This window comes from Streptomyces sp. NBC_00016 (assembly GCF_045040885.1).
Taxonomy (GTDB): domain Bacteria; phylum Actinomycetota; class Actinomycetes; order Streptomycetales; family Streptomycetaceae; genus Streptomyces; species Streptomyces coriariae.
Genome location: NZ_CP108304.1, coordinates 9,477,132 through 9,489,649 on the forward strand (window position 1 = coordinate 9,477,132; position 12,518 = coordinate 9,489,649).

Annotated in this window: 11 protein-coding genes; 3 read left to right on the forward strand and 8 right to left on the reverse strand. The window is 71.8% G+C overall.

Going from position 1 to position 12,518, the window contains the following annotated elements; translation table 11 throughout:
- Nucleotides 1–15 precede the first annotated feature (15 nt).
- Nucleotides 16–456 (reverse strand): MarR family transcriptional regulator, encoded by a 441-nt coding sequence (locus tag OG933_RS41915; RefSeq protein ID WP_362532123.1) that lies wholly within the window; start codon nt 454–456, stop codon nt 16–18.
- Between the two features lie 90 nt (nt 457–546).
- Between OG933_RS41915 and OG933_RS41920 the strand changes: the two genes are divergently transcribed.
- The gene (locus OG933_RS41920) at nt 547–999 is read left to right on the forward strand and encodes a nuclear transport factor 2 family protein (RefSeq protein ID WP_362532121.1); all 453 of its coding nucleotides are present in this window, start codon (nt 547–549) and stop codon (nt 997–999) included.
- A gap of 60 nt (nt 1,000–1,059) precedes the next feature.
- Here OG933_RS41920 and OG933_RS41925 read toward each other — a convergent pair whose 3' ends face one another.
- The 7 genes from OG933_RS41925 to OG933_RS41955 form a co-directional block, all read right to left on the reverse strand.
- Complete coding sequence (locus tag OG933_RS41925; RefSeq protein WP_405632502.1) at nt 1,060–2,259, reverse strand: hypothetical protein; 1,200 nt, start codon at nt 2,257–2,259, stop codon at nt 1,060–1,062.
- 122 nt (nt 2,260–2,381) lie between these two features.
- The gene (locus OG933_RS41930; RefSeq protein ID WP_362532115.1) at nt 2,382–2,909 is read right to left on the reverse strand and encodes a SigE family RNA polymerase sigma factor; all 528 of its coding nucleotides are present in this window, start codon (nt 2,907–2,909) and stop codon (nt 2,382–2,384) included.
- Between the two features lie 286 nt (nt 2,910–3,195).
- Nucleotides 3,196–3,459: a DUF3253 domain-containing protein gene (locus OG933_RS41935; RefSeq protein ID WP_405632503.1), complete on the reverse strand. Its 264-nt coding sequence runs from the start codon at nt 3,457–3,459 to the stop codon at nt 3,196–3,198.
- A 31-nt stretch (nt 3,460–3,490) separates the two neighbouring features.
- Nucleotides 3,491–3,928, reverse strand: coding sequence for an ATP-binding protein (locus OG933_RS41940; protein WP_362532109.1), 438 nt, complete (start codon nt 3,926–3,928; stop codon nt 3,491–3,493).
- A gap of 180 nt (nt 3,929–4,108) precedes the next feature.
- Nucleotides 4,109–5,863, reverse strand: a complete 1,755-nt coding sequence (locus OG933_RS41945; RefSeq protein ID WP_362532106.1) for a glycoside hydrolase family 3 N-terminal domain-containing protein — start codon at nt 5,861–5,863, stop codon at nt 4,109–4,111.
- 136 nt (nt 5,864–5,999) lie between these two features.
- Nucleotides 6,000–8,327, reverse strand: a complete 2,328-nt coding sequence (locus OG933_RS41950; RefSeq protein ID WP_405632504.1) for a family 78 glycoside hydrolase catalytic domain — start codon at nt 8,325–8,327, stop codon at nt 6,000–6,002.
- A gap of 201 nt (nt 8,328–8,528) precedes the next feature.
- Nucleotides 8,529–9,152 (reverse strand): TetR/AcrR family transcriptional regulator, encoded by a 624-nt coding sequence (locus OG933_RS41955; RefSeq protein WP_362532100.1) that lies wholly within the window; start codon nt 9,150–9,152, stop codon nt 8,529–8,531.
- Between the two features lie 248 nt (nt 9,153–9,400).
- Here OG933_RS41955 and OG933_RS41960 point away from each other — a divergent pair, with 248 nt between their 5' ends.
- The gene (locus tag OG933_RS41960; protein ID WP_405632507.1) at nt 9,401–10,879 is read left to right on the forward strand and encodes an MFS transporter; all 1,479 of its coding nucleotides are present in this window, start codon (nt 9,401–9,403) and stop codon (nt 10,877–10,879) included.
- A 68-nt stretch (nt 10,880–10,947) separates the two neighbouring features.
- Complete coding sequence (locus OG933_RS41965; RefSeq protein WP_405632509.1) at nt 10,948–12,453, forward strand: family 43 glycosylhydrolase; 1,506 nt, start codon at nt 10,948–10,950, stop codon at nt 12,451–12,453.
- The last annotated feature ends 65 nt before the right edge of the window (nt 12,454–12,518 follow it).

Genomic DNA, 12,518 nt, shown 5'->3' on the forward strand with positions numbered 1-12,518 from the left:
CCGGCAGGCGGACCGTCACGGTGATTCGTGGTGGGCGAGGACTCGGCCGAGCAGGCGGGTCAGGGTCTGGCGGTCCTCGGCCGGCAGCGGTTCCAGCAGGTCGTCCTGCACCTGATCGAGCAGCTGATCCATGCGCCGCAGCTGCTGGACACCGTCCGGGGTGAGGGTCACCCTGTTGCGCCGACCGTGATCCGGGTCCGGCGTCCGGTCGACGAAGCCCTGTTCGACCAGTTGATTGACGGCCGTCACGACATCGCTGCGGTCGACGCGGCACCGGCGGCCGAGCTCGGCCTGGCTCGCGGGTCCGAACTCGTGCAGTGCCGCCAGGATGCGGTAGTGGTACCCGCGTGCCCCGGCGGCGGTGAAGCCGTCGAACACCAGTCGGCGGGCGTGCACGGCGAGCTGGGTGATCAGCCAGCTCGGCTTCACCGTCAAGCGCTCGGGGATCTCGTCCATGACGACCACTCTATAAGTGTTGGTGGCACCAACACTGTGTCGGTAGTGTTGGTGCCACCCATATTGGAGTCGCCGTCAGAAGGAGACGTGGTGTCCGCTGCCGACCGGATCGCCGATCGTGTCGAGATCGCCGAACTCTTCGCCCGCCTGGCCAATCTGCTGGACGAATGTCGACACGACGACGTCGCGACCGTCTACCACGACGACATCGTGGTGCGTGGGCCGAACGGCGAACTGCGCGGCCTCGACGAAGTGACCGCCCTGCTGAAGCGGAGCCAGGTCGAGGGAGAGCACACCCAGCACGTGCACGGTGACGTGCTGGTACATGTCGACGGCGACCGCGCGAAGGCCACGGCGAACCAGCTCGTGTACTTCTACCGGGACGGCGAACCGCCCCACCGGACAAGCGGCCTGCGATCGGCCTGCACCGCCGTGCTGACCTCGGCGGGCTGGCGGTTCAGCGAGATGCGGATCACGCTTGCCTGGACGCAGGGGACACCGCGGGTCGTTCCGGCGCCCGGCACGGGTGATCCCGGCCAGTGAACGGCTGCCGCGCCGTTCACCCCTCCCGGGCGGGCCGAACGTCTCGCCGCGTCGCCGGCACTACCGGGCGAGCAGCCAGGACCGGCTGGTGGCGATGGTCTTGAGTTCCTCGGTCGTGATCAAGGGGGCGGCGCCGCTCTTCTTGGACGTCGGGCTCGGAGCGTTGTAGGCGGAGATGGAGATCCACAGCCCGTTCACCCGGAGCGCGTCGACCCGGAGCCGGACGACTCCCGGCTGCTGGCCGGGCAGTTGCCGGGTGCCCACCTTGGTGCCGTCGGACAGGGTCTCGTTCCACGCCTCCTTGTCGCCGGCGATCCGGCCGACCTCGATGTAGGTCCGGTTGCTGCTCTCGGAGTCGGACACGACGACATGGCCCTCCACTGCGGTGCCCCCCTCCGAGTAGATGTGCAGGCGCGCGGGCAGCAGGTCCTTGAGCAGGGGCAGGAAGTCGCCCGGCTCGGCCTGGGAGCCGGGATCGATCGTCCCCAAGGAGTTGGGTTCCCCGGCGGGGGTGAAGGAGCCGTCGACGAACATCGCCAGGTAGCGCAGCTTGCCCGGGCTCATACGGGGGTTGCGGGTCACGGGTTCCGTGTCGGCGTTGATCGTCGACGCCACGTTGTTGGTGGCGACCTCGATGAGGTACCCGCTGGGCGAGAGCATCGTGACCGCCCATTTCTTGATCCCGCCCGCCTTGCCCGCCTCGGTGTACCCCTTCACGGCCCGGTTGTCGGGCTGTGTCGTGCACTCCTCGTACGGAGAATCCCCTTCGGGCGGGCAGGTGATCAGCTCCTTGAGATCCTCGTCGGCCGGGTCGACCCGGCGCACCGAGAGCGTGACCCTCGCCGCGCTGAAGCCATCCTCGAAGTCGATCGAGGCCGTCGCGGGTCGGCTCGCCTCGGAACTTCCCGTTGCCTGGAGCTTGGGGTGCGCGACGGCGATCCCGGAGACCTCCATACCGTTCTGGAGGATGTTCTCCATGTCCTTGGCGGTGACCGCGAAGTGTCCGTAGCCACCTCCCGGTGGCGGCGTCGAGGCCAGGCCGCCGACCTTGCCGTCGTCGTCCTGCCCGCCGCCCAGTTGGACACCGGCCGTCGCCACGAGAACGACGGCCAGCGCACTCCCGGCCATGACGGAGGCGCGGCGGCGGGCCAGCCTGCGGCGGCCGCGCAGCAGGCTGCCTTCCGCCAGGGACCGCCGGTCGGCGGTGAAGGTGCCCGCCGTGTCGCGGAGTACCTTCCCGAGTTCGTCTTCGAAGGGCATACGGAACCACCAGTTCCTGTGTGGGTGCGGACGGGAGTGCGGAGCGATGAACGGGACGGGCCCTCGTGGGCCCGGTTGTTCGCAGCAGTGGGGAAACGAACGGCGGAGGCCGGGCCGGGTGGTCAGGCCGGGGCGATCAGTTCGGCGAGGCTGCCCCCGAGCCGTTCGCGGAGTTTCGCCAGCGCCCGGGTCGAGCGGGTGCGTACGGCCGCGGAACTCACGTTCATCGCGTCGGCGGTGTCCTCCACGCTGCGGTCCTCCCAGTAGCGCAGCACCACCACCGCCCGGTCCTTGGGCGGCAGTTCCCGCAGGGCCTGGAGCAGCGCGAGCCGCAGCGCCGGGTCGTCCGTGCTCCGGGTCGGCGGGGCGTCCGGCAGGTCCGCCAGCGGGCGCTCGGCCGCGGAGTACCGCCGACGGTGTGTCAGGAAGGTACGGACGAGAACCGTCTGGGCGTACGCCGCGGGGTTGTCGATCCGGGACATCCGACCCCACAGGGTGTACATCCGGCTGAGCGTCTCCTGCACCAGGTCCTCGGCGAGGTGAGTGTCTCCACTGGTGAGCAGGCATGCGGAGCGGAGCAGATGCCCGGCGCGTCCGGTGGCGAACTCCATGAACTCATCTGTCCGGGACGATGTCCGGGACCTTCTCATTCCCACCCCTCGGTGCCTTTCCGTTGGCCTACACCTCACCGACGCGGTGGACCGGGGCAAATGTTTCAGATGAGTTCGGCGAGCGTCCGGCGAGGTGTGCGCGGGGAGGGGCCGCCGTAGGGCGTGGGGACACATGGGGAGCGAAGTCGCTCGCGATGCGGTGGTGGCGTCCCTGCCCGGCCTGAGCGGGAGCTCCGGCTACCGCCCGCCGCGCGGCCCTCGGTCGGCCTGGCGTTGTCACCCCTGCCATGTGAACCGCGTGGGCGGTTCGTCGTGGTGGGGGCCGTCAGCGTGTCCGGCGGATCCTGATCGGACCACGGGCCGTCGTCGGGTCGACGGGCTCTCCGCCCTGAGTGATCTCCACCAGACCCGCCCGGGACAGCCGCCGGGCCGCGGCACGCGTGGGCTCCATCAGCCGCCGCCACCCGTCGTCCGAACCTTGGTGCACCGACCGGGCGACCTCGGACGGGCAGACCGACGCGTCCGGCCGCCGCCGTCCCAGGAGGTCGAGGATGGCGCGTTCGAGCCGCTCGCCCTCGTCGGCTGTCATGGGGTGGGCCTCCTCTCGGTGACCGGGCCTGTCATCCCGAGCCGGTCGCTCCGGGCGCGGCGGACGGAGGCGCTTGAAAGCAGGCGGTGACGCTCTTGCCGCGGGGGCAGGGATAGGCCTCCCATTTGTCGGCGAGGGCATCGACCAGCAGCAGACCGCGCCCGCCGGGGGCGCTGGTGCCCGGATCGCGCGGCTCGGGCAGCCGAGGCGAGTCGTCATGCACGGTGACGTGCAGGCACTCCTCGTCCCAGGTGAGGATCAGCTGCGCCGCGCTACGGGCATGCACGTGGGCGTTGGTGACCAGCTCGGACACCGCCAGCAGGATCGAATCCACCAGATCCGGTGCTGTCCGCGTCCAGCCGAGCGTGGCCACATGCGCACGCGTCCACTCCCTGGCGACCTTCACCCCACTGCTCACCGGGAGCGAGCGCGCCCATCCGACAGCCTTCAACGGTGAGTCCTTCGCCATGCTCTCTCCTTGGGCCGACCAGTCGGGTCCGTCCCGTGTGCCCAGAAACACCAGGTCCAAGCCGGACGCAGGGCCGGGCACGTGCGGGCACGCGCGCGATGCCGGGGCGTTGTGCCCCGGCAACCCGGTGGATCCGTTCAGCGCTGTGTCGGATCCCGTCGGCGGCAGAGGGCGAAGGCGTCAGGCCCCGGCCGGATAGCGCAGGCCGTGGCCGAAGGGGTAGAGCGGGTCGGCGCTCTCCTGGGGCACGTCGGGGTGTCCGGCCTCGACCTCGGCCATGGAACGGGGGAGTTGGAAGGGCAGCGAGCCCTCCGGCACGGCCCGGCCGAACAGGAGGTCGAGCAGGGCGCGGTCGCCAGTGCCGTACACGGCGAGGAGTGCCGCCGAGCGGTCGGCGATCTCGGGGATGACGGCCGGGCGTTCCAGGTGGATCGCCACGACGGTGGGTACGGCGTCGAGCAGGCGGAGGATCTCCTTGAGGCGCTCCTCGGGGAAGTCGAGCCGGCCGGCGTGGAAGAAGGACTCGAACAGTCCGGGCCGGGGTTCGTACGGCGTGGTCAGGCGCAGCAGCGCGAGGTCGGCGTCGGCGGGGTCGGCGACCAGGTCGGCGTACTCGGCGGCCGTCGTCGGATCGACGCCCTCGACGTAGAGACGGGGCCTGCCGGACAGGGGCAGCGGCCCGCTCTTGAGCAGGGTGGCCGAGCGGCGCTGGGCGATCTCGCCGGCGGCGTGGAAGTCGGCGTGGCCGACGATCTCCTCGGCGGCGTCGGGATCGACGTAGCGCCGGTCGTCGAACAGGCCCAGGCGGAACTTCTCGCCGAGCAGCCGGACCACGGAGGCGTCGAGCCGCGACTCCTCGAGCCGGCCCGTGCGCACCAGGTCCACGATCAGTTCGGGGCAGGACTCGCCGCCGACCTGGTCGGCGCCCGCGTGCAGGATCTTCAGCAGCCGCTCGGCGGGGGAGAGGTCCTCCACACCCCAGGCCCGCGCCAGGTGGGGCTCGCCCATGACCAACTGGTCGGTGACCAGGCCCCAGTCGGTGCAGACGATGCCGTCGAAGCCCAGCTTCTCGCGCAGCAGTCCGGTGATGATGCCGCGGTTGAAGCCGAAGCCGACCTCCTCGTGCTCGGTGCCGACGGGCATGCCGTAGTACGGCATGACCTGGGTGGCGCCCGCGGCGATGGCGGCCTTGAAGGGCAAGAGGTGGTGGTCGAAGAAGCCGCCGGGGTAGACCTGCTCCTTGCCGTAGGGGAAGTGCGGGTCCTCGCCGTCCTTCTGCGGTCCGCCGCCGGGGAAGTGCTTGACCATCGCGGCGACGCTGTCGGCGCCGAGGCCGTCGCCCGGTCCGCTCAGTCCCTCGATGTAGGCGGCGACGAGTCGTGACGTCAGGTCGGCGTCCTCGCCGAACGTGCCCGAGCCGCGCGCCCAGCGGGGCTCGGTCGCCAGGTCGATCTGCGGGTGCAGGGCGACCCGCAGACCGACGGCCAGGTACTCGCGGCGCACGGTGTCCGCGTACCGCCGTACGAGTTCGGCGTCGCCGACGGCCGCGAGGCCCAGCGACTCCGGCCACTGGGAGAACGGGCCGGCCAGCATCGCGGTGCCCGGGTTGTCGGTGAAGGCATGGCGGGGGTCGGTGGAGAGGGTGACCGGAATACCGAGGCGGGTGTCGGCGGCCAGCTGCTGGACATGGTTGTGCAGGTCGGCCATCTGGCGCGGACTGCCCGCTCCGAGCAGGTTGAAGTGGGACATCAGGCTCTCGGCCATCATCTCCTCGGCGGTGCGCCCGGCGGGTGCGGGCCGGTCGCCGATGCCGATGACGTGGTGGAAGAGCAGTCCGGCCTTCTCCTCGACGGTCATGCGCGCCAGCAGGTCGGCCACGCGCTCGGTGACGCTGTTTCGGGGGTCCTGGTACGGGTGGGTCACTGCGTGCTCCATGGGTGGGGGTTCGCGGGTGGGGGAGTACGGGGCGGCGCGGGGCCGGGGTCGGCGGCCGGCGAAGTGACGGCGGCGAGGCTCCGCGCGAGGGCGGCCGGGCGTACGGCGGTCTCCGTGCCCGTGAGGCCGCCGTGCGTCACTTCTGGGGCTGGGGCTGTGGCTGTGGCTGGGGCTGTTGCTGCGGAAGCGGAGTGTGGAAGGTGTGCCGTCCGGGCCCCGCGGTCACCGGTTCGGCGCCCGGCAGGTCGACGAGGGCGGAGGTGTCCGGGGGCACGAGGAGGTCCAGCAGAAGCAGGTCGCCCTCGACACGCCAGGCGGTCTCGGCCCGGCCGTACGGAGTCTCGTGCGCGGCGCGGGCCCAGGTGAGGCCGCCGCCCGGGCGGGGACGGACCAGGAGTCGGCGGTAGCCGGGTTCGGCGGGCGCCAGACCGGCGACGGTGCGGTGCATCCAGTCGGCGACCGCTCCGAGGGCGTAGTGGTTGAAGGAGGTCATCTCGCCGGGATTGACGCCGCCGTCGGGAAGCATGCTGTCCCAGCGTTCCCAGACGGTCGTGGCGCCCATGTCCACCTGGTACAGCCAGGACGGGCCGGAGCGCTCCGTCAGCAGTCCGAAGGCGGTGTCCACGTGTCCGGTGTCGGTCAGCGCGTCGCACACCAGCGGGGTGCCGAGGAACCCGGTGCCGATGCGGTGGTCGCCCGACGCCACGAGGTCCGCCAGCCGGCGTCCGGCCTCGGCGCGTTCGGCGTCGTCCTCCAGCAGTCGGAAGCACAGGGCGAGGGCGTGCGCGGTCTGGGTCTCCTCCACCAGCTGCCCGCCCCCGGCATGGAAACGGTGCCGAAAGGCCTCGCGGACCGAGTCGGCCAGGGCGCCGTAGTGCTCGGCGTCGTCCCGCTCCGCCAGCACGTGGGCGGTACGGGCCAGCAGCCGGGCCGCGTGGGCGAAGTACGCGGTGGCGACGAGGCTGGAGGAGGTCGTCGACCGTCCGGGGTCGTCGGCCGGTGCGGCCGGGTCCAGCCAGTCGCCGAACTGGAAGCCCTCACCCCAGATCCGGCCGTCCCCGGCGATGCGGTCGACGGCGTCGACCCAGCCGCGCATGGAGGCGTACTGGGCGCGCAGCACCTCGGTGTCGCCGTAGCGCTCGTACAGCACCCAGGGGACGATCACGGCGGCGTCGCACCATCCGGCCATCGGCGGATTGCCCGGCGGGATCGGGACGGGGGTGATCACCGGGATCGCGGGGCTGAACACCGGGGGGACGCCCCGCTCGTCGTCGCGCTGGTCGGCGGCCAGATCGCACAGCCAGGAGCGCAGGAACGCGCGGACGTCGTAGAGGAAGGCGGCGGTGGGGGCGAAGACCTGCACGTCACCGGTCCAGCCGAGCCGCTCGTCGCGCTGCGGGCAGTCGGTGGGCACGTCGAGGAAGTTGCCGCGCATCCCCCACACCACGTTCTCGTGCAGCCGGTTCAGCGAGGCGTCGGAGCAGGAGAACCAGCCGGTGGGGCGCAGGTCGCTGTGCAGGACGACGGCGCTCACGTCGGCCGGGGCCGGCTCGCCGGGCCAGGCGTCGATCTCGGCGTAGCGGAAGCCGTGGAAGGTGAAGCGGGGTTCCCACACCTCGCCGTCCGCGTCGCCGCGCAGGGTGTAACGGTCGGTGGCGGTGGCGTGCCGCAGCGGACGGGTGCACAGCTCGCCGTCCTCCAGGACCTCCGCGTGCCGCAGGGTGACGGTTCGGCCCGCCTCGCCCCGGACGCGGATGCGCAGCCGTCCGACCAGGTTCTGGCCGAAGTCGACGAGGGTGCGGCCGGTGGGGGAGGTGGTGACGGCGACGGGGGCGACGGACTCGATACGGCGCACCGGCGGGCTGTCGGCCTCGAAGAGCACGGAGGTGTCGAACGGCAGGAGTCGCACCGGCGCCCAGGCCGAGGCGTCGAAGCCGGGCTCGCTCCACCCGGCCTGCTCACGGCGCGCGTCGTACTCCTCGCCCTCGTAGAGACCCGCCGCGGTCACGGGCCCGGCGCTCCAGCGCCAGTCCCCGCCCGTGGTGACGGTGTGGGCGGTGCCGTCGGCGTACTCGATCCGCAGCTCGGCGAGCAGACCCGTGTCCTCGCCGTAGATGTTCCGCGTGCCGCCGTTGAAGCCGAGCAGCCCCCGGTACCAGCCGTCCGCCAGGTGCGCCCCCCAGGCGTTGGCCCCCTCGCGCAGCAGGTCCGTCACGTCGAAGACCTGGTAGCGGTGGCGGTGGCGGTAGCTCGTCCAGCCGGGGGCGAGGACGTGGTCGCCCACCACGGCGCCGTTGAGTTCCAGCTCGTACACGCCGAGCGCGGTGACGGAGAGCCGGGCCGCTTCGACCGCTGCCCGCACGGTGAACTCGCCGCGCAGCAGAGCGGCCGGCCGGGCCGCGGTGGCGGACGGCTGTGCCGGTCGGGAGGGGGAGATGACGCGGGCGGTCCAGGGGTGGGGCATGTCGAGTCCTCGGCGCCGTGGGCGTTGGTGTCGGGTGCGTGGGTCCCGTGGGACGGAGATGAGCAGGCTCGATCATGCGCACCAATACCTAGTGAACGCTAGGTGTTGGCCTGTATGAGGTGAATCACATGGACTGAATGGACATGAGCATGTCAAGCAAAGCGCCGTACCGGCCGACCGGCTTGCCCTGCCCGAGTCGGCCTACAGCCCCTGGCCGTCGGCGGAGATGGAGCGCATCAGCCGGTCCAGGTGGGCGTGCATCACCGGGACGAGGTCGAAGGAGCGGCCGGAGGCGAGCCACTGCTGTCGCAGTCCGGCGTCGACGGCGGCGCATTCGCGCGCGATGCCGTCGTGGTCCAGGTCGGGCAGGAGTTCGCCGTTGTGGCTGCCGGCGCGCAGTCGCTCCGCGAGCTCCTTCACGCCCTTCTCCTGCCAGTGGGCGAAGAAGTCGTGGGCCGGATGGTCCGGCGCGGTCGCCTCGGCGGAGACCACGACGGCGAGCTCCACCATGCCCGGCATGGTGAGCGTCTCCGCGGTGTCCTCCACATGGCAGCGGAACGCGTCCCGCACCGACTCCGACACCCGCTGCCACTGGGTGTCCATGCGGTCGTGCCAGTGCTCGACCACGGCCAGGAGCAGCTGCTGCTTGTCGCGGAAGTGGTGCAGCAGTCCGGCGTCGGTGATCTCGGCGTCCCGGGCGATGCGGGCGAGGGAGGTCTTGCGGTAGCCGTCCTGCCCGAAGCGCAGCAGGGCCGCCTCGAGGATCTGGGTGCGCCGTGCCCGGCCTGCCGTGTAGCCGCCGCGCGGTCCCCTGGGTGTCGCCATGGAAGAACGGTACCGGGGTGCTGTGTGGCGTCCGTGGCGGGCGGGGGGCGCCCTGTGTGCGTGTGACATGGGTCACCCTGCGAACACCTAGTAAGCACTAGGTGTTCGGGTCATCATCGACGTCACGCGACGACGGATTGCCACGCTGTCACCTCCCGGTGAGCGACGTGTCACGGCGGGTTCGATCCTCCGCGCACCCCCACAGCTCCTCTCACTCCCTTCGGCACCTCCGTGAAAGGAGGGCTGGCATGACACCGACGTCGCCAAGCCCCTCACTCGACATCGCGCCGCCCGCCAAGGCCGGCGGAGGCTGGAACCTCCGCCTGGTCGCCGTGCTGATCGCGCTCGCCTGGCCCACCCAGCTGCTGGCCGCCGGCGGAATCCTCGGCGCCAACGCCACCGCGAGCGTCGCGCAGAGCTTCCACACCACCCAGGTGGCGTGGTTCGGCCTCACGCTCACCCTGGTGACCACCCTGCTGACGCCGTTCGCCATCAAGCTGGGCGACCTGTACGGCAGGAAGCGCGTCATGCTCGCCATGATGGCGCTCGGTGCCGGCGGCGAGGCGCTGGCCGCTCTGGCCGGAGACTTCTGGCTGGTGCTGGTCGGCCGCGCGATCGCCGGCTTCTACGGCCCGTTCGGCGCGCTCTCCTTCGCCGCGGTGCGCGACATCTTCCCGCGTCGGCTGGTCAAGTCGGCCAGCGGCATGATCGGCAGCAGCGTCGGACTGGTCGCCCTCGGCACCCCCTTCCTCGCCGGATGGCTCGTCGACCACTGGGGCTACCGAGGCGCCCTGTGGTTCCTCGCCGCCGCCACCGCCGTCGCGTTCCTGCTGGTCGCCCTGGTGGTGCCGGAGACACCGCGGCACGCCTTCGACTCGGGTTTCGACTGGACGGGCGGACTGGTCCTCGGCGGCGGTCTCACCGCCGTGATCTACGCCGTCGGACAGGGCCAGAGCTGGGGCTGGACGGACGTCCGCACGCTCGGCTGGCTCGGTGCCGGCGCTGCCGCCCTGATCGCGTTCCTGTTCGTCGAGCGGGCCAGCGCCCACCCCATCCTCGACCTGAAGGTTCTGCGCCGGCGCCCCGTGGCCCTGGCGCTCACGGCCGGCGGCCTGGCCCAGACCGTCGCGTTCACGATGCCGGGACTGGCCATTCTGCTGGCCCTCTTCCCGCACATCCCCGGCGTCTCGGCCGGACTGGGATGGACGGCGCAGCACAACGCCGTGGTCAGCGTGAGCTGGAACCTGGTGATGTTCGGGACCGGCATCCTCGTCAGCCGCTTCCTGCGCAACCTGGACCCGCGCAAGGTCTGGATCGCCGGCCTGACGGTGATGGCCGTCGGCTACGCGCTCGTCGGCTTCTTCCACGGCAACGAGCTGGAACTCTCCCTGACGTCCTGCGTCGCCAACATCGGCGCCGGTGTCGTGGTGGCGGGAGCGCCGGTGCTCGTGGTCGGCGTCGTCTCCCGTGACGAACAGGGACTGGGCAGCGGCATGCTCAACATGCTGATCAGCCTGTTCGGCGCCATCGTCACCGCCGGCGCGTACGCCCTCCTCAGCGCCCACAGCACCGTGGTCGACGGCACCGCCTTCTACCAGGACGCCGGCTATGCCTGGGTCTTCTGGCTCGGCGCCCTCGTCACGCTCCTGGCCCTGGCGCTCTCCCTGTTCATCCCGCCGCTGCGTGATCCCGAGAACGAGGACGCGGTGGACGCGGTGGCCGTCTGAGCGGGCCGGGCGCCCACCCCTGCCCCGCCCCGCACCCCGCCCGCGACCGACCACCAGAAAGTCACGCCGTGCAGCTGCCCGTCCGTCCGGTCCTCCCCGGCTTCCGTCCCGACCCCAGCGTCTGCCGGGTGGGAGACGTGTACTACCTCGCCAACTCCAGCTTCGAATACGCGCCGGGCGTGCCGATCCACCGGTCGACCGATCTGCGCACCTGGGAACACCTCGGCCACGCGCTCGACCGGCCGGCGCAGTTGCCGCTGGAGGGGGTGTCGGCCTCGGGAGGCATCCTGGCGCCGACCCTTCGCCATCACGACGGCCGCTTCTGGATGATCAGCACCCTCCTGGTGGGCGAGCCGAAAATGTTCCTGGTCACCGCCGAAGACGCGGCCGGTCCCTGGTCGGACCCGGTGTGGATCCCCGACGCGCTGGGCATCGACCCCGACCTCGCCTGGGACGACGACGGCGCCTGCCTGTTGACCTGGACCCGCTTCGGCGAGGGGATCGTGCAGGCCGTGCTGGATCCGCGGACCGGCGCCCTGCTCACCGAGCGACGGCGGCTGTGGCAGGGGACGGGCGGCAAGTTCCCCGAGGGCCCGCACCTGTACCGCATCGGCGCGCTCTGGTACCTGCTCATCGCCGAGGGCGGCACCGAACGCGGTCACGCCGTCACCATCGCCCGGGGGCCTTCCCCGTCCGGCCCCTTCGAGGCGTGCCCCGGCAATCCGATCCTCACCGCGCGCGGCAGCGACGCCCCCGTCCAGAGCACCGGTCACGCGGACCTCGTGCGGCGCCCCGACGGTACGTGGGCGATGGTCTACCTGGGTGTGCGACCGCGCGGCAGCAGCCCCGAGTGGCACGTACTCGGCCGGGAGACCTTCGCCTGCGAGGTGCGCTGGAGCGAGGGCTGGCCCGGCCCGGCCGCACCGATCCAGCCGGACGCCGCACCGGCCTTCACCGAGCACCTGACGGAAACGGGGCAGCCCCTGCCGCCGTCCTGGGTGGCGCCCGGCGCGTTCCCCGCCGACGTGCTGAAGACGACGGACCACGGCCGACGACTGACCGCGACGGGCGGACCTGCCTTCGTGGGCCGCCGCCAGGAGCACCTCTACCTGCGGGCGCGGGCCACGGTGGTCACCGACGGGCAGGACGGGGGACCCGGCGGATCCGGCGGACTGGAGCTGCGGATCGACGCCCGTCACGCCGTGCGCGTCGAAGTGACGGACGGCCGTGTGCGTGCCGTCGCCCGGATCGGCGCGGCGCACGCGGTGCTGGGCGAAGCCGCCGTCACCGGGGCCGCCGCCACCGGCGGTACGACCCTCGAACTGCGCGTCGTACCGCACAGCGCCGCCACGGCCTTCGGCACCGACATGGGGCCCGACGAAGTCGTCGCCGGTCTCCACGGCACGGACGGATTCCGCGAACTCGGCCGCATCGACGGCCGGTACCTCTCGACCGAGGTCGCCGCGGGCATGACGGGCCGGACCGTCGGACTCACCTGCTCCGAGGGCGAAGTGCTGTTCCGGTCGTTCACCTACAGCGGGGCCGACGACCCGGAGGCACTGGACGGACGGTGAGAGCGGTCCCTGTTCGGGGAACGCGGAGGACGAGCGGAGCGTTCGATGGAGGGTTCCATCGAGGG